The following is a 21,141-nucleotide window of genomic DNA, read 5'->3' on the forward strand; positions in this document are numbered from 1 at the left end:
TTACCACCAGTATTTTCCAAAATTCTCCGGGTTGGCCCAGAACTTGGCGTTCAGCCAATCGGGCGCCTGCTTGTATTCGAGCAGGTCGTAGGTGAACAGGCTGAGCACCTGCTCATCTCGCGCGAAGCGTTCGCTGACATGCAGGGCGAGGGCGAAGAAGTCGGTGTCCTTCCAGCCGCTGGCCTGTAGGTCCACCAGCACGGCCATGCGGCTGGCATTCAAATTGCGTATGCCTCCGAGCAGTTGCAGCCCTTCTCGCTTCGGGATGTGCTCCAGGCAATCGACCACGATCGCGAGATCGAAACGCTGCCCGGCCAGTTCGGTGGGCAGCGCACCGGTGGCGCAGTGGGCAACCAGGCACTGTGGGTGTGCCTGCCGAAAGGCATTGACTGCCGGTTGTTCGCTGGCACCGATCAACAGCAGTCGTTTGGGTGCATAACGTTGCAGTAGAGCGGCCAGTGACTGCTGCGGTGTGCGGGGGGACGTGATGTGGCTCATCGAAAACCTCGAAGGAATCACAAAAGACTACCCCGCGCGGCTGCAATCAACTAGAACTGTTCGTTCTGCTCGGCTGTCGTAAGGCTGTCTGGCAGATTCTAAAACGGGCGTCTTTAATCCAGAGTGTCGGTTTTGCGCCGATTCCCATTAGGAGACTTGCATATGAGTATTACAAGGAAAGCGGTACCCCTGATCATTGCGTCCACTTTTCTGACGGGGTGTGCTGGCGTTCAGAAATCCGACTGGCCGACCTGTGCCGCAGTGGGTGGCGTCAGTGGTGCTGCGTTGGGCGCCATCGAAAGCTCGGCCTGGGCCGGTGGTGGTGCGGTAATCGGTGCTGGCTTCGCCGCAGCCTATTGCTGGGTACACGGCGCCGACGGTCAGGAAGAGCTGGTGATGGTTGAAGAGACCGTCGTCGAGCAACCCGTGGTCGCCGAGCCGGTGGCCGAGGCGGTGCGTGTGGAGCTGGACGTCAAGTTCGACTTCGACAAGTCTCAGGTCCGTCAGGAAAGCCTTGGCGACATCCAGAGCCTGGCTGATTTCATGAAGCAATACCCGCAAACTTCCACCGTGGTTGAAGGCCATACCGACTCCGTCGGTACCGACGCTTACAACCAGGCGCTGTCCGAGCGCCGTGCGAATGCCGTACGTGAAGTGCTGGTCAATCAGTACGGCGTCGGCGGTACCCGCGTGAACGCAGTCGGCTATGGTGAAAGCCGTCCGGTTGCCGACAACGCCACCGAAGAAGGCCGTGCGATCAACCGTCGCGTGGAAGCGGAAGTCGAAGCCCGGCCATAAGCCGGCCCAGACGTTCGCACAGATCCTGACCGGCCTTGCGCCGGTCAGGAACATGATGTCACGCAATGGGCATCGTTTTCGTTTCGCCCTCTGGCCTGTGAACCCGCAAACACAGTAATGTGCCGCCCAACAACAAGCTGTGGGGGCGGGCAATGAAGACTATCGCGGTACTGGGCAAACTCCTGGCGACACTGTTCTGGTGCGTCGTGGTGGTCAACCTGATCACACCTTACGCTCAACCCTTCGCGCAGTTGCTGATGTTCGCCGGCGTTGCCGTGTTGGCGTTGCATGCCGCCGAGCTGGTGCTGTTCAACCCTGTGCTGCGAGCGCAGCCCAATGCCGCCATGGCGCGGGCCAAGGTACTGGCGTTCGGGATGTTTGAGATGTGGACTCTGCCTGCTGCCGATTTGCCGGCGCAGCCGGGCAGCCTGGAGGAAACGGCCCATGCGTAAGGTGTTGCTGGTTGCAGCGTTGTGCTGCCCGTTATTGGCAGTGGCCGAGGCGGTCATCGAAGTCGACTCCCATCATTTCATGCGCCTGCCCGCACAAGGTAGCGTGCTGCAACTGGATCGTCTTGCCGTCGCCGATAACGGCACGCTGCTTATCCCGGTCGGGGTGACCGAGTTGCGCATCGCCGATCTGTACCTGGGCCACAACGCTCAGATCGCCATTGCTCCCTCCAGCGAACGCCTGCACCTGGACATCGTTTCCGGCGAGATCGCGTCCGGCGCGCAGATCAGTGCGCCTGGCGCGCCGGGGACCGCGCAGCAACCGGCGATACCCGGGCGCACCCTGATCATTCGCCTGCAGACGGTCACCACCGAGCAGTGGCTGATCGACGCCCGCGGCGGCCGCGGGACGGCCGGTTATGCAGGGCTCGATGGCGCCGACGGCAAGCCGGGCGGTTGTCTCTGGGGTCAGGCCAGCACGGGCCATAACGGTCAGAACGGCACCGATGGGCAGCCTGGCGCGCCTGGCGGCCAGGTGCGTATGGAAGTCCCTGCGGATTTCCCCATCGAGCACCTGCAGGCACGTCTCGACGGCGGCGCGGGTGGCCCTGCCGGGGGCGCAGGCAAGGCAGGCAGCGGCGGGGCGAGCAAGGGTTGCTGGATCTACAGCACCCGTGGCGCCCGCGATGGCTTGCCGGGAATCGCCGGGCAACCCGGTGCCGCCGGGCGTAATGGGCGCCTGGATGTGGTGCGCTTCTGACCCCGAGGGCCTGATTTCAGGCCCTGGTCACAGGCTCGGGCGAGCCGCGGCGATTGCCACCACAGTAAGGCCCAGCAGCAGATTGATGGCCACCAGGCGGCGAATCCGGCCTAGCGCCGCACCGCCGGCAGGCCAGTCCTGATCGTGCACCGCGCGCCGCAACGTTGGTAGCTGCAGGGCCTGGATGCGCAGAAACAGCGCAAGCATTGCCAGGTACAGGCCGATCATCACGTGCACGTAACGCGGCGCGCCGTCGAAGCCACTGAAACCCATCTGCAGCATGCCGATGCCGCTAATGGGCAGCAACAGCACGGCCACCCACACCCAGACGAAGAAACGGCGCAGCACGTCCAGCCACAGGGTCAGCCGCTCGGGCGCCTGCAGTGCGCTCATCGCGGCGGGACGCAGTACCATCCAGGCGAAGAACATGCCGCCGACCCAGATCAGCGCCGCAAGCAGGTGCAGGGTGTAGATGAAGGAATAAGGTTGCATTGAGGCACTCCGGTCGAACCCTCTGCGCCATGCGCCGCCTGGCGGACGCTGCTCGCCGCACAGGGAAGGCGGCAGGGCTCGGGTTTCAGTATGTCTGCCAGGGCGCTGCTCTTCATCCGGTTTCAGCAAGCGAGTCAGCGCGCCGGCGTTTGGCGCGTTATGATAGCGGCCGTTTGCGAACACTGAAAATATATCCAGCCTTTTTAACTCGAATCCTTAATGCTCAGTACCGAACTCAAAGCCCAGATCCAGGGCGCCTACAGCCGTTTTCTCGAGTCCAAGGGGCTCAAGCCGCGTTACGGCCAGCGCCTGATGATCGCCGAAATCGCCAAGGTGCTCGGCACCATCAAGACCGACGACGAGGGCCGCCGCCTGGGCGAGCCCGCCGTGGTGGCGGTGGAAGCGGGTACCGGTACCGGCAAGACCGTGGCCTACAGCATGGCGGCCATTCCGATCGCCAAGGCCGCCGGCAAGCGCATGGTGCTCGCCACGGCGACCGTCGCGTTGCAGGAGCAGATCGTGCACAAGGATCTCCCGGACCTGATGCGCAACAGCGGCCTCAGTTTCAGCTTCGCGCTGGCCAAGGGGCGGGGCCGCTACCTGTGCCTGTCCAAGCTCGACGTGCTGTTGCAGGAAGGCCAGGCGCAGAGTTCCACTGCGCAGCTGTTCGAAGAAGAAGGCTTTCGCATCGATGTGGACGAGGAGGGCCAGAAGCTCTTCACCAGCATGATCGAGAAGCTTGCCGGCAACAAATGGGACGGCGACCGTGACAGCTGGCCGCAAGAGCTCGAAGACAGCCGTTGGGCACAGCTGACCACCGACCACAGCCAATGCACCAGCCGCCACTGCCCGAACTTTGGTCAGTGCGCCTTCTACAAGGCCCGCGAGGGAATGGGCAAGGTCGACGTGATCGTCACCAACCACGATATGGTGCTCGCCGATCTTGCCCTGGGCGGCGGTGCGGTGCTGCCTGACCCGCGTGACACCCTTTATGTGTTCGACGAAGGCCATCATTTGCCGGATAAGGCCATCGGCCATTTCGCTCATTTCACCCGGCTGCGCTCCACCGCCGACTGGCTGGAGCAGATCGCCAAGAACCTCGGCAAGCTGCTTGCCCAGCATCCCTTGCCGGGCGACCTCGGCCGGTTGATCGAGCAGGTGCCGGAGCTCGCGCGTGAGCTCAAGACGCACCAGCAGTTCATGTTCAGCGCCTGCGAGCAGGTTGCCGACTTCAAGCCCGGTGAGGACATGGAGGGCCGTGAGCGCCCGCGTCATCGCTTCGTCGGGGGCGTGGTGCCCGAGCACCTGATCGAGCTGGGCCTGGAGTTGAAAAAGGGTTTTTCCAAGCTCACCGACCTGTTCACTGGGGTGACCGAGCGGCTCAAGGAAGCCATGGATGGAGAAACCAGTATCGGCATCGCCAGCCATCAGGCCGAGGAGTGGTACCCGCTGTTCGGCAGCCTGCTGGCGCGCGCCCAGGGTACCTGGGAACTGTGGCTGGCGTTCACCAGCGAAGACCCGGAAGACAGCCCGCCGATGGCGCGGTGGCTGACCCTGGCCGAGAGCGGTGCGCTGTTCGATATCGAGGTCAATGCCAGTCCGATCCTGGCGGCCGAGACCCTGCGTCGCAACCTGTGGAACGTGGCCTACGGTGCCCTGGTGACCTCGGCGACGCTCACCGCCCTGGGCACCTTCGACCGCTACCGCATGCGTGCCGGGCTGCCAAAGGTGGCCGTTACCGCCGTGGTGCCGAGCCCCTTCCACCACGCCGATGCGGGCGTGCTGCGAGTGCCGGATCTCAAGGCCGACCCGCGCAATGCCGCCGAACACACGGCCGCGATCATCCGCGAACTGCCAGGGCTGGTGCAGGGTTCACGAGGTACGCTGGTGCTGTTTTCCTCGCGCCGGCAAATGCAGGACGTGTTCGATGGCCTGGAGCGCGACTGGCGCAAGCGGGTATTCATCCAGGGCAACCTGTCCAAGCAGGAAACGCTCAACAAGCACAAGGCACGGGTCGACAGCGGCGAGGAAAGCGTGCTGTTCGGCCTGGCCAGTTTCGCCGAGGGTGTCGACCTGCCAGGTGCCTACTGCGAACATGTGGTGATCGCCAAGATTCCCTTCGCCGTGCCGGACGACCCGGTCGAGGCCGCGCTGGCGGAATGGATCGAGGCGCGTGGCGGCAACCCGTTCATGGAGATTTCCGTGCCCGATGCGTCTCTGCGCCTGGTTCAGGCATGCGGGCGCCTGCTGCGTACCGAAGCGGATCGCGGCACCATCACCCTGCTGGATCGCCGTGTGGTCACCCAGCGCTACGGCAAGGCGATCCTCAACGCGCTGCCGCCGTTTCGTCGGGAAATCTCCTGAGCCCCGTTGCGCTGCCTGCGTGCTTCATCGGTGCAGCACAAAAAACACCCTCCAGGTGCCGCTAAATCGACATGCGGGCTTTGCGGTCGAGCCCCCATCTGGCGCACTATTGCGCCTTCGCGCGTGAGGCGCGAAAAGAGCGCGTGACGGGATTGTCACGGGCCATTCATAACTGTCGAGTTGCGGGGAGAAGGGGTCTTGAAGGTCAACACCTGGCTGCTGTCGGCAGACCGTTCGGTGCAGTGCGAAGCGCGCTTAGCCACCAAGGGTCTGGTTTCCAAAGTACTGTCACTGTGCATCGCCGCAGCCCGTCCTCGCCCGCCCCAGGCGATGGGTCGTATGGCGCTGATCGCGCTGCTCGGCCTGCCCCTGCTGGGTAACGCCGCGGACCGCCAGGAACTGTTCAACTTCGTCAGGCCGATGGATGCGGTGCAGGTCGCTGGCGACAATGCCTACCTGCCCAGCATCACCGCGGAAAGCGCCGCCGAAGGCGAGATCCTGAGGCGTGCCACCTTCAACCCGAGCGAGCGACCGACCCTACGCCTGACCCCGCAGGGCGGCAATTGGGACTGGTCCGGGTCGAGCGCCATGAACCTTCGCGTGCAGAACGCCATGGGCTGGGCGCTGACCGTCGACGTGACCATCGAGAGTGCCGACGGCAAGCGTCTCACCACCCAGATCGCCCTGCCGGCCGGGCCTGCGCAGACACTGCTGGTGCCGCTCGGCGCCACTTCGCCCCGTGCCCAGGGCATGCGTGCCGGCGCCCTGATGCCCTGGCGTCACGAGGGCCGCCTGCTGTTGCTGGCGGAAACCGTGAGCGGAGAGATCGATGCTGCCAACGTCACCGCCGTCACCCTGTCGATTCCCAACCCCCAGGCCGCCCAGCATCTGCTGCTGGGCCGCTTCGGTGTAAGCGGCAGCGAGGACCTGGACGATGCCTACCTCGGCATCGTCGACAGCTATGGTCAGTTCACCCGCCGTGACTGGCCCGGCAAGATCAAGACCGACGACCAGCTGCGCCAGGGCGTGGCTCAGGAAGACAAACAGTTGCAGGCCTGGCTGGCTGACCGCCCGGCCCAGGACATGTACGGCGGCTGGATCGGCGGCCCATCCTTCGAAGCCAGCGGGTTTTTCCGCACCGAGAAGCGCGGCGGGCGCTGGTTCCTGGTCACCCCTGAGGGCAACCCCTTCTATTCGCTGGGGGTTAACACGGTCATTGGTTCGCAGAGCCAGACCTACATCGAGGGCCGTGAAAAGATGTTCAGCGCGCTGCCGGCCGAGGGCGAGCCCCTGGCGGCGTTCTATGGCAGCGCCGACAGCCAGTCCGAGACCGGCGCAAACCGCGGCCGCGTGTTCGACAGCGGCCGCTGGTACGATTTCTACGGTGCCAACCTGCAGCGCACCTATGGTGCGCAGGAGCCGCAGGTATGGCGCGAGCGTGCGCAGAATCGCCTGCAGGCATGGGGTTTCAATACCCTGGGCAACTGGAGCGATAACGATTTCGCCCTCGACAAGCGCATGCCCTACAGCATTCCGCTGTCCATTCACGGCGATTACGCGACCATCAGCACCGGTATCGACTGGTGGGGCGGCATGCCCGATCCCTTCGACCCGCGTTTCGCCATGGCCGCCGAGCGCGCCATCGCCATCGCCACCCGGGATCATCGCGATGATCCCTGGGTGATGGGCTACTACGCCGACAACGAACTGGCCTGGGCCGGTCCGGCCGACGACCCGCTGTCGCGCTACGCCCTGGCCTACGCGACCCTGCGACTGACCACCGACGTGCCGGCCAAGCGTGCCTTCCTCAAGCAACTGCGGGACAAATACCGCAATCAGGAAGGGCTTTCCAAGGCCTGGGGTATCGACTTGAAAGCCTGGGAATTGATGGAGGACCCCGGTTTCCAGGCGCCGCCGATCAATCCGGCTTACCCGGCGATCGAAAACGACATGAAGCGTTTTCTGCGCCTGTTTGCCGATACCTATTTCAAGACCATCGCCGATTCGCTCGATTGGCACACGCCCAACCACCTGCTGCTGGGCGGTCGTTTCTCCGCGAGCATTCCCGAAGCCGTGGAAGCCTGCGCCGAGTATTGCGACGTGCTGAGCTTCAACTTCTACACCCGCGAGCCGCAGCACGGGTATGACTTCGAGACCCTGCGCCAGCTCGACAAGCCGATGCTGGTCACCGAATTTCACTTCGGTTCTCGTGACCGCGGTCCGTTCTGGGGTGGCGTTGCCGAGGTCTACAAGGAAGAGGAACGCGGCCCGGCGTACGCGCATTTCCTGGAAAAAGCCCTGGAAGAGCCACAGATCGTCGGCGTGCACTGGTTCCAGTTCCTCGATCAGCCGGTAACCGGTCGCCTGCTCGACGGCGAGAACGGTCACCTCGGCCTGGTGGGCATCACTGACCGCCCCTGGGACGGTTTCGTCAAGGCGGTGCGCCAGGCCAACCTGGGCGTACCGCCCCTGGTACTGAAGGACGCAGCCAAGGACGCCCCCAGCCCAGCCGCACCTGCCGGCGACGAACCGGCCAGCGAAACACCGGCCGAAGCAGCGCCTCAGCCCGGCGCGGCGGCCAAGCCCTAAACTCTCGGCGCCAGGCCTGCCTGGCGCCGCCTCAACAGGAGCAGCGTGTGCAGATTCAGGGTTACTTCGACCTCAAGTTCGAAGCTGTCAAGGATGCCTTTGCCGCGTTTTTCGATGATCCCCAGGAGCGCGGTGCAGCGCTCTGCGTTCAGGTGGGTGGGGAGACCGTGGTGGACATCTGGGCCGGTGTCGCCGACCGGGACGGCCAGCAGGCCTGGCACAGCGATACCATCCTCAATCTGTTTTCCTGCACCAAACCCTTTACCGCCGTGACGGCCCTGCAGTTGGTGGCCGAAGGCAAGCTCGAACTCGACGCCCCCGTGGCGCGCTACTGGCCCGAGTTCGCCGCTGCCGGCAAGGAGCGCATCACCCTGCGTCACCTGCTCAGCCATCAGGCCGGCCTGCCAGCGATACGCGGGAGCCTGCCGGCCGAAGCCCTTTATGACTGGCAGGCCATGACGACCGCGCTGGCGGCCGAAGCGCCCTGGTGGGCCCTGGGAGATGGGCACGGTTACGCGCCGATCACCTACGGCTGGCTGGTCGGGGAACTGTTACGACGTGTCGAAGGGCGTGGCCCGGGCGAGTCGATCGTTGCCCGCACCGCCAGGCCTCTCGGCCTGGACTTTCACGTTGGCCTGGCCGATGAGGAGTTTCACCGCGTCGCGACCATCAGCCGGGGCAAGGGCAATGTGGGTGATGCCGCCGCCCAGCGTCTGCTCAAGACCATGATGAGCGACGCCCAGGCGCTGAGTACACGGGCTTTCACCAATCCGCCGTCGATCATGACCAGCACCAATAAACCGGAGTGGCGGCGCATGCAGCAGCCCGCAGCCAACGGGCACGGCAATGCCCGCAGCCTGGCCGGTTTCTACACGGGCCTGCTCGACGGCAGCCTGCTCGACAGCGAGCTGCTGGCTGAACTCACACGCGAGCACAGTGTCGGTGAGGACAGGACGCTGCTGACATCGACGCGTTTTGGCCTCGGCTGCATGCTCGATCAGCCCGCCGTGACCAATGCCACCTATGGCATGGGGCCGGGTGCCTTTGGCCACCCTGGCGCGGGAGGCTCGACCGGCTTTGCCGACCCACAACGTGATGTGGCGGTAGGTTTCGTTACCAATAACCTGGGGCCGTTCGTCTTAATGGATCCGCGGGCACAGAAACTTGCAGGTATCTTATGTGAGTGTTTCTAAGAACCGCCGCTAAACTGTTGCGCACTATGGCTTTTAGCTTTTGACTCCGGATCACCCGGGCGACTTCGACTGATTGGATGTGGATGACCGATGCTTTCCTACAAGACTTGCGCACTGGCGCTTTGCGTATTGCTGACAGGTTGCTCCCTGTTCGAGAAGAAGGAAGACCCGAAACCGGCCCCGATGCCGCCCCCCGAGGTGACCCAGGCCTGGCTGGACGAATACGAGCCACTGGTGCGCGAAGCCATCAAGGGCAGCAACTTCGAAATGGAGCGTCGCGAGAACCTGCTGGTCGTCACCGCGCCGGTCAAGGGTTCCTTCAACCCTGATCGCCCTGGCATGTTACTGCCGGTTACCCTGGGCCCTATCACGCGCGTCGCCAAAGTCCTGGAAAAAGACGCCAAGGTCGGCGTCCTGGTCTTGGGGCACGCCGACAGCAGCGGTGCGCTGGAAACCAACCGTGAGCTGAGCCACGAGCGCGCCCGTGCCTTCACGGCGATCTTTCGCCTCAGCGGCCTCAAGCAGGATCGTCTGATGGTCAAGGGCATGGGCCCGGACATGCCGCGCGCTGCCAACGACAGTGCCAATGGCCGTGAGCTCAATCGCCGCGTGGAAATTCTGCTGACCCGCCAGGACACATTGAAGGCCCTGATCGCGCAGTACAGCCAGCCTGCACCGGCAGCCGCCGAAGCCACCGCGGTCGCCGTAGCCGACAAGCCTGCTGCCAAGGCAGTGGCCAAGGCTTCCGCCAAGCCGGCAGCCAAACCTGCTGCCAAGGCCGTCGCCAAATCCGCCGAGAAACCTGCCGCAAAAGGCGCCACCAAGCTTGCCGATGCCAAGAAAGTGGTTGCCGCGGATCAAGCCAAATAAGCGTTACCCCGTTAAGCTAGGGCCTTTGTCGCTTCCGAGAGCTTTCTCATGACTCAGACCCTGGCTGACATGCGCCGTGACTACACCCGTGACGGCCTGAGCGAGGAGCAGGCTCCCCTGGAGCCTCTCTCGCTATTCAAGAGCTGGTTCGCCGACGCGGTGAGCACCGAGCAGCTTCCCGTAGAACCCAACGCCATGACCCTTGCCACCGTTGATGCCGACGGCCGGCCGCACTGCCGCGTGCTGCTCCTCAAGGGGCTCGACGAGCAGGGTTTCACCTTTTTCAGCAATTACCAGAGCGCCAAGGGCGAGCAGTTGCAGGCCAACCCGTTTGCGGCGATGACCTTTTTCTGGCCGACGCTGGAGCGCCAGGTACGGATCGAGGGGCGGGTAGAGCGGGTGTCGGCTGCCGAATCCAATGCCTACTTCCAGGTGCGCCCACTGGGCAGCCGCCTGGGCGCCTGGGCCTCACCACAAAGCCGGGTGATCCGTGACCGCGGCGAGCTTGAAGGGCTGCTGGCCGAGGCCGAAAAGCGCTTCGCCGACCAGGCTCCCGAGTGCCCGCCGCACTGGGGCGGATACCGGTTGCTGCCCGAGCGCATCGAGTTCTGGCAGGGCCGTGCCAGCCGGCTGCACGACCGTCTCGCCTACCTCCACGAAGGTGACACCTGGCTGCGCCAGCGCCTGGCACCCTGACGGTCGCCCATTGCCACGCGTGCATGTCGTGGGCCTCTTCGTTGCGCCTACAATGGCGGCTTCCTTCGCGGAGGCCGTAGCATGCTCGAACTTGATTCCACCCTGGCCCAGCACATCGTTGACCGGGCCATGGCGATCCTCCCCTATAACATCAACGTGATGGATGCCCAGGGCATGATCATCGGCAGTGGTGATGCAGCGCGGCTGCATACCCGCCATGAAGGCGCGCAACTGGTGCTGGCCAACCGCCGTGTGGTGGAGATCGACGAACAGGCCGCCACCTGTCTGCGCGGCGTTCGCCCTGGGGTCAACCTGCCTCTGTTGTATGACGATGACCTGATCGGCGTGCTCGGCATCACCGGAGCACCGGAAGTGGTGCGCCCCTACGCCGAGCTGGTGCGCATGGCTGCGGAGATGCTTGTCGAGCAGCGCCAGTTGCAGGCCGAGCGGCATTGGCAGCGGCATCAACTAGATGCCTGGTTGCGCCTGCTGTTCGACCCGGCAGTGCCGCTCGGTACTCTGGCTGCGGATGCCGAGCGCCAGGGGTTGGCGCTCGGCTGGCCGCGTCAGGTGTGCCTGCTGGAACTGCAGGAGCAGGGGGAACCGCTGGCGCAGCAGGCGCGCCTGCTCGGCGCCCTGGCTGGCAAGCACGAGCACCTGTGCGCGCCCCTGGGCATGCGCGAGCTGCTCTGGTGCCGCCCGCTGGCGGGCCGTGTTGATGCCCACTGGCTCGAAAGCGCCGACGAGCGCGGCTGGGGCGTCGCTCGTCTGCTGGTCAGCGACCCGGTGCACTCGCTCGGGCAACTGCGCCAGGCTTGCCTGGCGCTGCGCGATCTGCAGGCGTTCGCACGGGCGCGTCATCCGGCGCTGCGCCTGGTCTCGCTGGAGGAGCATCGCCTGCCAACGCTGCTTCACGCCCAGCGCAACAGCTGGTTGTTGCAGGGCTGGCTGGCGCCGTTGAAGCAGGTATTGGCCCACGACGGCAACGGCGTGCTGCGCCAGACCCTGGAAGCCTGGTGCCTGCATGATGGTCAGGTGCAGAGCTGCGCGGCGGCGCTGGGTATTCATCGCAACACCTTGCGCTATCGCCTCGAGCGTATCGCCGAGCTGAGCGGCGTGGAACTGACGCGACTCGATCGGCGCTTGCAGCTGTCCCTGGGGCTGGGCCTGATAGAGGCAACTGCCTAGGCATACTCATGTGGCGTCTGCACAATAAATGTTCAGCCTGGCGCCAGGCTTATTGTGCGGGTGAACAGGGTGTCGGCATGCGCCGCTGGGTGACAATGCGCAGCAGCGGCACCCAACCATAACAACAATGAGGACACCGGCATGGCTCTGGTTCTGATCCTGGTCGCATTGATCGCGTTCATCGTGCTCTCGACTACCCGTCTGAAACTGCATCCTTTTCTCGCCCTGTTGGCGGCAGCCCTGATCGCGGGTTTCGCCTATCAGCTGCCCCATCAGGATATCGTCAAGACCATTGCCACCGGCTTTGGCGGCATCCTCGGCAACATCGGTATCGTTATCGTCCTGGGCACCATCATCGGGGTGATTCTCGAGCGCAGCGGTGCGGCGATCACCATGGCCGAGACGGTGATCAAGCTGCTCGGCGAGCGCTTTCCGACGCTGACCATGTCGATCATCGGTTACCTGGTATCGATTCCGGTGTTCTGCGATTCCGGCTATGTCATCCTCAATTCGCTGAAGAACGCCCTGGCCGCGCGTATGAAGGTCTCGGTGGTAGCCATGAGCGTGGCGCTGGCGACCGGTCTTTATGCCACCCACACCTTCGTGCCGCCGACGCCAGGGCCGATTGCCGCTGCTGGCAACCTGGGGCTGGAGTCGAGCCTGGGGCTGGTGATCGCCGTCGGCCTGTTCGTCGCCATGGTGACCGCTCTGGCGGGCATGTGGTGGGCGAATCGCTTCGTTGACAAGGACATCGCCCTGGTGGACGACGGCACGCCGCTGCCCAGCGCCGAGGACTTTGCCGACCTGCGCGCCAAATATGGCAAGTTGCCCAGCGCTGCGCAGGCATTCGCACCCATTTTCGTACCGATTCTGCTGATCTGCCTGGGCTCTATCGCGGTGTTTCCGAGCAAGCCGTTCGGTGAGGGTGAAATTCTGACCCTGCTGCGCTTCTGTGGTCAGCCGGTAATCGCGCTGTTGATCGGCCTGGCGCTGGCCTGCACGCTGCTCAAGGGCAACGGCAAGCGTCAGAATCTGCATGACCGCGTCGCCGAAGGTATCGTGTCTGCCGCTCCGATCCTGCTGATTACCGGTGCCGGGGGCGCGTTTGGCGCGGTATTGAGTGCATCGCCACTCGGCGCTTATCTGGGTAGCACGCTGTCGGCGCTGGGCGTCGGGCTGTTCATGCCGTTCCTCGTCGCGGCTGCGCTTAAGACTGCCCAGGGATCGAGCACCGTGGCCCTGGTGACCACCTCTGCAATGGTCGCTCCGCTGCTGCCGCAGCTTGGCCTGGATAGCGAAATGGGGCGTGTGCTGACCGTCATGGCGATCGGCTCGGGTGCGATGACCGTGTCGCACGCCAACGACAGTTTTTTCTGGGTGGTTACCCAATTCAGCCGCATGCCGGTGGCTGTGGCTTATCGCGCGCAAACCGTCGCTACGTTGATCCAGGGCGTGGTCGGCATGCTCACCGTGTGGCTACTCAGCCTGGTGCTGCTGTAAGTCGTCTCCCTCCGGGGCGCCTTCGGGCGTCCCGCCGTTTTCGAGGTTATCTCCATGAAAATCGTCATTGCTCCTGATTCTTTCAAGGAGAGCCTGAGTGCGCCCGAGGTTGCCCAGGCCATCGCCCGCGGCTGGCTCGCTGTCTACCCGGACGCCGAGATCGCGCTATGCCCCATGGCCGATGGCGGCGAGGGCACAGTGGACGCCGTGCTGGCAGCCACTGGCGGCGAGCGCCGCGAACTGACGGTGCAAGGCCCTCTCGCCACACCCGTGCAGGCCCACTGGGGATGGCTGGGTGACGGCACTGCAGTCATCGAGATGGCTGCAGCCAGCGGCTTGCACTGGGTACCCAGCGCGCAGCGCGACGCCCGGGTGACCAGCAGCTACGGCACCGGCGAGTTGATTCGCGCCGCGCTGGATGCTGGTGCCACGCGGATCATTCTTGGCCTCGGCGGCAGCGCCACCAATGATGGTGGCAGCGGGCTGCTGCGCGCGCTTGGTGCACGTTTTCTCGATGCCGGTGGCAATGAATTGCGGCCTGGCGGTGCGGCACTGGCCACCTTGCAGCGTGTCGATCTCAGTGCCCTCGACAGGCGGCTGCAGGACGTGCAGGTCGACGTGGCGGCGGATGTGGACAATCCTCTGTGCGGGCCGCGTGGGGCATCGGCGGTCTTCGGACCGCAGAAGGGCGCCAGCCCCGAGCAGGTCAGAGAACTGGATGCGGCATTGGCGCGCATGGCCGAAGTGGTGGGCGAGGCATTGGGCGAAGACTTCAGTGAGCTACCTGGCGTGGGCGCGGCCGGTGGGCTTGGTTTTGCTGCCAGGGCATTCTTCGACGCGCGCTTTCGGCCCGGTATCGAGCTGGTGGCCGAATTGTCGGGATTGGCAGAAGCCGTCACCGGCGCCGATCTGGTGATTACCGGCGAGGGCCGGCTAGATGCCCAGAGCCTGCACGGCAAGACGCCGGTTGGTGTCGCGCGGATAGCGCGGGCACAGGATGTCCCGGTCATCGCCCTGGCCGGCAGCCTAGGTGAGGGCTATCAGCAGGTGCGCGAGGCAGGGATCGAGGCGGCGTTCAGCCTGGCGCCCGGGCCGATCAGCCTGGCGCATGCCTGTGCCCACGCCGCCGAGGAACTGGAGGCGCGCGCTACCGATCTGGCGCGCTTCTGGCGCCTCGCACAAGCGGCACGGCGCTGATTCTCGAAGGCCCGGTGATGCGCATGAGTCTTGCGCGCACCATGGCGGGGCGGTGACAATCCCTCCGGTCGCGGTTTGCACGCGCATTTCGCTCGGCATTTTGCCCTTTAGTGACCCTGTACCGTTGCTGAACGAAGGACGCAATTTGTCGACAATCACAGTGAGCGTCCTGGCGACTGTGCTGTCATAGCGTTATCAGTCCCCGTCTGGAGAATCGTCATGCATAAACCTGGTATTTTCGTTGTCCTGTTGGCTGCAGCGACGCTCACTCTTGGCGGTTGTGCATCGAGCCTGACCGGCGACAGCTATTCACGCGATGAAGCGCGTGCGGTGCAGACCGTGCGTATGGGCACCATCGAATCCCTGCGCCCGGTGAAGATCGAAGGTACCAAGACGCCCATCGGTGGCGGCGCTGGTGCCGTGATCGGTGGCGTTGCCGGCAGTGGCGTCGGCGGCGGCCGTGGCTCGGCGGTGGCAGCGGTGATTGGCGCCGTGGCAGGTGGCTTGCTGGGCGCTGCTGCCGAGGAAGGTATCACCCGTACGCAGGGTGTCGAGATCACCGTGCGTGAAGACGATGGCAGCATGCGCGCCTATGTCCAGGCCGTTGAGGAAAATCAGATCTTCCGCGTTGGCGAGCGTGTGCGCATCCTGACCGTCAATGGCACTAGCCGGGTAACCCACTAGTAAATTCGCCGACGACGCGTTGCGTCGTTAAGTGCGATGCCACAATGGCCGAATCGGCTTACCGATTCGGCCTTTTTAATGCACGTCGTTGCGCATGGGCCGTTCTAGAGCGCCTGCGACGGCTATGTGCAACCGGTGCGCAAGATAGTTTTAGTAATAATTCTATCCATGACGTCGAGTCGATAGTTAAGCACAATCGCGCCTGCATTTTCCGGCGCGGGCGCTGCGGCAGTTCACGCTGAAAACAAGTCGAACGCCGCGCGGGTTTCGCCAGTCAGTTACAGCGTGCCGCACTACGCTGGCACCTGATTACGGTGACGCCATTGAGTTGGGGTCCGACTACCAAGGGCGGCTACTCCGCCTGCCGGGTTGGCATCACGCACACCATCGCAGGGATCGGCCGGCGCTTATCACGGCCGGCATTCTGGCACACACTAACTGGCCGTCTGGCTACAAGGCGGGGTTGTACAAGGGGTTTAGTGTATGGCGCTTGCGCTGATTATCGCCTTACCATTTTTAGGCATCTGTTTACCATTGCTGGCGGACCGCATGGGGCGCTCGCTCTGCGCGCTGGCCGCTGCGATCGCCCCGGCCGCGGCGCTGGTTCTGCTGTGGCTGGAACAGCCGGCGGTATTCGCCGGCGAATTGCAGGTGGTTCGCTACCCGTGGCTCTCCGATCTGGGCCTGGACCTGAGCCTGCGCCTGGATGGTCTTGGTTTCCTGTTCGCGCTGTTGATCCTCGGCATCGGCCTGCTGGTGATTCTCTATGCCCGCTATTACCTGGGCAAACAGGAGCCGATGGGGCGCTTCTTCGCATACCTGCTGCTGTTCATGGGCGCCATGCTGGGCGTGGTACTGTCGGAAAACATGCTGCTGATGCTGGTGTTCTGGGAACTGACCAGCCTGTCGTCTTTCCTGCTGATCGGTTTCTGGAGCGGCAGCTCGGATGCCCGACGCGGCTCGCGCATGGCGCTGACCGTAACCGGCGGCGGCGGCCTGGCGCTGCTGGCCGGTATTCTGCTGCTCGGCAATATCGCCGGCAGCTTTGAGCTGACTCAGGTGCTGGCCGCCGGTGATGTGATTCGCGGCCATGCGCTGTATCCATTGACCCTGGTCCTGATTCTGATCGGTGTCTTCACCAAGTCGGCGCAATTCCCCTTCCATTTCTGGCTGCCGCAGGCGATGTCGGCGCCTACGCCGGTGTCGGCCTATCTACACTCGGCCACCATGGTCAAGGCCGGGGTGTTTTTGCTGGCACGTTTCTATCCCGCGCTCGCCGGTACCGACTTGTGGTTCTACCTGGTCAGCATGACCGGCATGGCAACCCTGGTATTCGGGGCGATCATGGCGTTGTTCCAGCACGATCTCAAAGGGCTGCTGGCCTATTCGACGATCAGCCATCTTGGCCTGATTACCCTGCTGTTCGGCCTCGATACCGAGCTCGCCACCGTGGCGGCGGTGTTCCACATCATCAACCATGCGACGTTCAAAGCCTCGCTGTTCATGGCCGCGGGTATCATCGACCATGAAACCGGCAGCCGCGACATGCGGCGCATCGCCGGGTTGTGGAAATACATGCCCCACACCGCGGTATTGGCCATGGTGGCGGCGTCGGCAATGGCCGGGGTGCCGCTGTTGAACGGTTTCCTGAGCAAGGAGATGTTCTTCACCGAGACGCTCAACCAGGATCTGCTTGGCATCTTCAACTGGATGATTCCCGCCGCCGCGACGTTGGCCGGGGTGTTCTCGGTCGCCTATTCACTGCGCTTCATCCACGACGTGTTCTTCAATGGCGAGCCGAAGGATCTGCCCAAGTACCCGCCGCATGAACCGCCGCGCTACATGAAGATTCCCGTGGAGGTACTGGTGTTCCTCTGCCTCCTGGTGGGGATGGTGCCGGCCTACACCGTGGCGCCATTGCTGGCATCTGCAGCCACGGCCACGCTGGGCGGCGAGCTTCCTTCTTACAGCCTGTCGATCTGGCACGGTTTCAACCTGCCGCTGGGCATGAGCGTGATCGCCCTGATTGGCGGCATCATCGTCTACGCCTGCCGCGAGCCGCTGTACCGCTGGTACAACGGCATGCCCGAGGTCGACGCCAAGGAAATGTTCGAGCTCCTCGTCAGCCGTTTGGTCAAGGGAGCACGCTGGATCACCAGGCTGCTCGAGAGCGGGTCGCTGCAGCGCTATATCGCATTTTTGCTATGCAGCGTATTGGTGCTTGTGACCGTGGCGCTGTCGTCCATGGACTCGCTGGGCGGGGACGTGCCACTGTCACCTCTGGATGGCCTGACCGTGCTGGGTATGGTGGTGCTTTGGCTGATGGCGGTGCTTACCGTGGTGTTCCACCGCAACCGTCTGAAGGCGCTGATGACCCTGAGCTGCGCAGGGTTGATGGTGGCGCTGGCCTTCGCCCGCTATTCCGCACCAGATCTGGCATTGACCCAGCTCTCGGTCGAGGTGGTGACCATCATCCTGTTGGTGCTCGCGCTGTTCTTCATGCCGGATCGCACGCCCATGGAGTCCAGCAGCCTGCGCGGTCTGCGCGATGTCTTGCTGGCTGGGGGCGCGGGTATCGTGGTGGCGCTGCTGGCCTATGCAGTGATGACCCGGCCGTACGACAGCATCTCCTCGTTCTTCCTTGAGAACAGCGTCAGTGGCGGCGGCGGGACCAATGTGGTCAATGTGATCCTGGTCGACTTCCGCGGCTTCGATACGCTGGGAGAAATCGCGGTGCTTGCGATCGCGGCTGTGGGCATCTACGGGCTGCTTTCAGGGCTGCACCTGCCACACCCGCATACCGATCCCAACGGCAAGCTGTGGTCGCAAGACAGCCACCCGATGATTCTCGACAACATCGCGCGCGTGCTGTTGCCGATGGCGCTGCTGGTGTCGGCATTCATCTTCTTGCGCGGGCACAACCTGCCGGGCGGTGGGTTCATCGCCGGCCTGATCACGGCGATTGCCCTGATCCTGCAGTACGTGGCGCACGGGGTGGAGTGGACACAGCGGCGCATACCGTGGAGTTTCCACAGCATCGCCGGCCTCGGGGTGATGATCGCCTTGCTTACCGGTCTTGGTAGCCTGGCGTTCGGTGCGCCGTTCCTGACCACCGCTTTCGACTATTTTCACCTGCCACTGATCGGCAAGTTCGAGCTGGCCACCGCGCTGCTGTTCGACTTGGGCGTGTATCTGGCGGTCGTCGGTTCCACGCTGCTGATCCTCTCCAATATCGGCCACGTGAGTCAGGACGAATCGAGCAAGGAGGTACTTTGATGGAAGCTCTGTTCGCGATAACCCTTGGTGTACTGGTCGCTACAGGTGTGTACCTGTTGATGCGCGCACGCATCTTTCCGGTGGTGATGGGGCTCACCCTCATTTCCTACGGGGTCAACCTGTTCCTGTTCGCCATGGGGCGTCTGGGCACCGGCGTGCCGGCCGTGATCGGCAAGAGTGCCGAACACGGCGATCCGCTTCCCCAGGCGCTGGTGCTGACCGCCATCGTCATCGGCTTCGCCATGACCGCCTTCGTGGTGGTGTTGTCATTACGCGCATTGGGTGATCTGCGTACCGATCATGTCGATGGCGAGGAGCCGCGCTGATGAATCATGCGTTGATCCTGCCCATCCTGATACCGATGTTCACCGGCAGTCTGCTGCTGATCAGCTCGCAACTGTCGCTGACCGCCAAGCGCTGGATCTCCATGCTGGCCACTTGGGCGCTGCTGCCGCTGAGCGTCTGGCTGGTGCTGCAGGCCGACTCGGGTGCGCTGCAGGTCTATGCGCTGGGCAATTGGCAGGCGCCGTTCGGCATCGTGCTGCTGCTCGATCGCCTGGCGGCGATGATGCTGTTGGTGACCGCGGTGCTGGCCGGTTTTGCGGTGCTCTATGCAATACGCGGCGATGACGAGCGTGGGCCTAATTTCCATGCCCTGATGCAGTTCCAGCTTTTGGGCATCAACGGTGCGTTCCTCACCGGTGACTTGTTCAACCTGTTCGTATTCTTCGAGATCCTGCTGATCGCCTCTTACTCGCTGCTGGTCTATGGCGGCGGGCCGAAGCGCATCAAGGCGGGCCTGCACTATGTGGTGCTCAACCTGGTCGCCTCGTCGTTCTTCCTGATCGGCATAGGCATCCTGTATGGCCTGCTTGGCACTCTGAACATGGCCGACCTGGCGCTGAAGGTGTCGCTGGTCGAAGCTGACAGTCAGCCCTTGCTCGCCGCTGCCGGCTACATGCTGTTGATCGTATTCGCGCTCAAAGGCGCGATTCTGCCCTTGTACTTTTGGCTGCCCAACGCCTACTCAGCGGCCACCGCGCCGGTGGCGGCACTGTTCGCGATCATGACCAAGGTCGGGCTGTACGCGGTGATCCGCTTCTTCACTCTGGTGTTCGGAAACGAGGCGGGCGAACTGGCGAAGCTGGTCGACCACCTGTTGTGGCCACTGGCAGCGCTCACCCTGGGGCTCGGCGTGATCGGCGCCCTGGCAGCGCGAACCCTGGGTCGGTTGATCGGCTACCTGGTTATCGTCTCGGTCGGTACGTTGCTCGCGGGTGTTGCCATCGGTACCGTGCAGAGCATGAGTGCGGCGTTGTATTACCTGGTGCACAGCACCTGGGTCTGCGGAGGGCTGTTTCTGCTGGCTGATCTGGTGGCGCGGCAACGCGGTGAACTGGGCCTGAAACTTCGCAAAGGACCGCCGCTGTTGACACCCAAGCTGCTCAGCGCACTGTTTTTCATTGGCGCCATTTCGGTGGCCGGGCTGCCGCCCTTTTCGGGGTTCCTGGGCAAGCTGATGCTCTTGCGTTCGGTGGAGACCGTCTGGCAGGCCTGGGTCCTGTGGCCCGCAGTACTGTTCGGCGGGCTGGGCATGATCATCGCCCTGACGCGCGCCGGTACGACCTTGTTCTGGCGCTGCTCGGCAACGCCTGCGCCGAGCGCTGAGTTCGACTGGATTCGCACGGTGGCCGCCATTGCCCTGCTGGCGTGCGGGCCATTGCTGGTGGTCGCTGCGCAGCCCATAGCCGCCTATGCACAGGCGACGGCCCAGCAGTTGCTGGACGTCGACAGCTATCTGCAGATCGTCAGAGGAGGTGGTGCATGAGCCTGTCCCGGTTGTTCCCACACCCCATGCTCAGTGTGCTGCTGACGGTGATGTGGTTGTTGCTGGTCAATGCGCCAAGCGTCGGTCATCTCGTGCTGGGCGCATTCCTTGGCTGGGGCATCGCCCTGCTGTGCAGCGGCTTCATGCTCGACGTGCCACGTGTGCGCCGGCCCGGTCTGCTGTGCCGCTACATGCTGATGGTGCTCTGGGACATTCTGGTCGCCAACCTGCACGTCGCGCGCCTGGTGCTCGGCTCTACCGAGAAACTGCGGCCGGCCTTCGTCGAGGTGCCGATGGAGATCGAAGACGAGTTCGTACTTTCGGTGCTGGCCTGCATCCTCTCGCTGACACCGGGTACGGTGTCTTCGGGGCTCAGCCCGGACCACAAAACCCTGTTGCTGCATGGTTTGGACGTTGCCGATGAGGACTCTCTGGTCGCTCAGGTGAAAAGTCGCTATGAGGCGCCGTTGATGGAGATATTTGCATGCTCGGCTACGTGATCCTGCTGTGCCTGGCAATGATGGGGCTTGCCACGGCGTTGAACGTCATCACCCTGGTACGCGGTCCGGATATGCCGGATCGGGTGTTGGCCCTGGATACGCTGTACATCAACGCGCTGGCCCTGATCGTTATTTTCGGCATCTGGCTTAAGTCGGATCTGTTTTTCGAGGCGGCGCTACTGATCGCGGTGATGGGTTTCGTCGGTACCGTAGCGGTGGGCAAACATCTGATGCACGGCGAAATCATCGACTGAACAGG

The 21,141-nt window shown here is 63.7% G+C and carries 18 protein-coding genes and 1 pseudogene; 17 read left to right on the forward strand and 2 right to left on the reverse strand.

The genetic code is table 11. The features are described from left to right. Nucleotides 1–498, reverse strand: coding sequence for a DUF6231 family protein (locus ACZ0AV_RS19780; protein WP_499152603.1), 498 nt, complete (start codon nucleotides 496–498; stop codon nucleotides 1–3). Nucleotides 499–939: 441 nt separating this feature from the next. Between ACZ0AV_RS19780 and ACZ0AV_RS19785 the strand changes: the two are divergent. The 3 genes and pseudogenes from ACZ0AV_RS19785 to ACZ0AV_RS19795 all read left to right on the forward strand — a co-directional run. Next, nucleotides 940–1,296, forward strand: a pseudogene (locus ACZ0AV_RS19785) (OmpA family protein); the annotation flags it as partial. A gap of 152 nt (nucleotides 1,297–1,448) precedes the next feature. Beyond that, a complete protein-coding gene (locus ACZ0AV_RS19790; protein ID WP_499152604.1) occupies nucleotides 1,449–1,748 on the forward strand; it encodes a DUF1145 domain-containing protein in 300 nt (99 codons plus the stop codon). Continuing rightward, on the forward strand, nucleotides 1,741–2,505 hold the full coding sequence (locus tag ACZ0AV_RS19795) for a collagen-like protein (protein WP_499152605.1): 765 nt from the start codon (nucleotides 1,741–1,743) through the stop codon (nucleotides 2,503–2,505). Before ACZ0AV_RS19790 ends, ACZ0AV_RS19795 begins: the two co-directional genes overlap by 8 nt. A 27-nt stretch (nucleotides 2,506–2,532) precedes the next feature. On the opposite strand, the gene ACZ0AV_RS19800 is transcribed toward ACZ0AV_RS19795, so the two are convergent. After that, on the reverse strand, nucleotides 2,533–2,997 hold the full coding sequence (locus tag ACZ0AV_RS19800; protein ID WP_499152606.1) for a CopD family protein: 465 nt from the start codon (nucleotides 2,995–2,997) through the stop codon (nucleotides 2,533–2,535). Nucleotides 2,998–3,216: 219 nt separating this feature from the next. Here ACZ0AV_RS19800 and dinG point away from each other — a divergent pair, with 219 nt between their 5' ends. From dinG to ACZ0AV_RS19870, 14 genes are all read left to right on the forward strand, one after another. Next, nucleotides 3,217–5,361, forward strand: a complete 2,145-nt coding sequence (dinG, locus tag ACZ0AV_RS19805) for an ATP-dependent DNA helicase DinG (RefSeq protein ID WP_499152607.1) — start codon at nucleotides 3,217–3,219, stop codon at nucleotides 5,359–5,361. Nucleotides 5,362–5,691: 330 nt separating this feature from the next. Further along, entirely contained in the window at nucleotides 5,692–7,950 is a 2,259-nt protein-coding gene (locus ACZ0AV_RS19810; protein WP_499153409.1) for a beta-agarase, read from the forward strand. Between the two features lie 47 nt (nucleotides 7,951–7,997). After that, on the forward strand, nucleotides 7,998–9,143 hold the full coding sequence (locus tag ACZ0AV_RS19815; RefSeq protein ID WP_499152608.1) for a serine hydrolase domain-containing protein: 1,146 nt from the start codon (nucleotides 7,998–8,000) through the stop codon (nucleotides 9,141–9,143). 90 nt (nucleotides 9,144–9,233) lie between these two features. After that, the gene (locus ACZ0AV_RS19820) at nucleotides 9,234–10,013 is read left to right on the forward strand and encodes an OmpA family protein (RefSeq protein WP_499152609.1); all 780 of its coding nucleotides are present in this window, start codon (nucleotides 9,234–9,236) and stop codon (nucleotides 10,011–10,013) included. Nucleotides 10,014–10,061: 48 nt separating this feature from the next. Next, nucleotides 10,062–10,709 carry a pyridoxamine 5'-phosphate oxidase gene (gene pdxH / locus ACZ0AV_RS19825; RefSeq protein ID WP_499152610.1) on the forward strand — a complete coding sequence of 216 codons (648 nt, stop codon included), beginning with the start codon at nucleotides 10,062–10,064 and terminating at the stop codon, nucleotides 10,707–10,709. Nucleotides 10,710–10,790: 81 nt separating this feature from the next. After that, entirely contained in the window at nucleotides 10,791–11,897 is a 1,107-nt protein-coding gene (locus tag ACZ0AV_RS19830; RefSeq protein ID WP_499152611.1) for a sugar diacid recognition domain-containing protein, read from the forward strand. 141 nt (nucleotides 11,898–12,038) lie between these two features. Further along, entirely contained in the window at nucleotides 12,039–13,397 is a 1,359-nt protein-coding gene (locus tag ACZ0AV_RS19835; protein ID WP_499152612.1) for a GntP family permease, read from the forward strand. A gap of 54 nt (nucleotides 13,398–13,451) precedes the next feature. Continuing rightward, nucleotides 13,452–14,594, forward strand: a complete 1,143-nt coding sequence (locus ACZ0AV_RS19840) for a glycerate kinase (protein WP_499152613.1) — start codon at nucleotides 13,452–13,454, stop codon at nucleotides 14,592–14,594. 219 nt (nucleotides 14,595–14,813) lie between these two features. Then, entirely contained in the window at nucleotides 14,814–15,278 is a 465-nt protein-coding gene (locus ACZ0AV_RS19845) for an outer membrane lipoprotein (protein WP_499152614.1), read from the forward strand. A gap of 483 nt (nucleotides 15,279–15,761) precedes the next feature. Continuing rightward, entirely contained in the window at nucleotides 15,762–18,554 is a 2,793-nt protein-coding gene (locus ACZ0AV_RS19850) for a monovalent cation/H+ antiporter subunit A (protein WP_499152615.1), read from the forward strand. After that, complete coding sequence (locus ACZ0AV_RS19855) at nucleotides 18,554–18,880, forward strand: Na+/H+ antiporter subunit C (protein ID WP_499152616.1); 327 nt, start codon at nucleotides 18,554–18,556, stop codon at nucleotides 18,878–18,880. The genes ACZ0AV_RS19850 and ACZ0AV_RS19855 overlap by 1 nt, the downstream gene beginning before the upstream one ends. Then, nucleotides 18,880–20,382 (forward strand): monovalent cation/H+ antiporter subunit D, encoded by a 1,503-nt coding sequence (locus ACZ0AV_RS19860; RefSeq protein WP_499152617.1) that lies wholly within the window; start codon nucleotides 18,880–18,882, stop codon nucleotides 20,380–20,382. Before ACZ0AV_RS19855 ends, ACZ0AV_RS19860 begins: the two co-directional genes overlap by 1 nt. Then, nucleotides 20,379–20,882, forward strand: coding sequence for a Na+/H+ antiporter subunit E (locus ACZ0AV_RS19865; protein WP_499152618.1), 504 nt, complete (start codon nucleotides 20,379–20,381; stop codon nucleotides 20,880–20,882). The genes ACZ0AV_RS19860 and ACZ0AV_RS19865 overlap by 4 nt, the downstream gene beginning before the upstream one ends. Further along, nucleotides 20,867–21,136 carry a K+/H+ antiporter subunit F gene (locus ACZ0AV_RS19870; protein ID WP_499152619.1) on the forward strand — a complete coding sequence of 90 codons (270 nt, stop codon included), beginning with the start codon at nucleotides 20,867–20,869 and terminating at the stop codon, nucleotides 21,134–21,136. The genes ACZ0AV_RS19865 and ACZ0AV_RS19870 overlap by 16 nt, the downstream gene beginning before the upstream one ends. Nucleotides 21,137–21,141 lie beyond the last annotated feature (5 nt).

This window comes from Pseudomonas sp. AC532, from assembly GCF_979258965.1.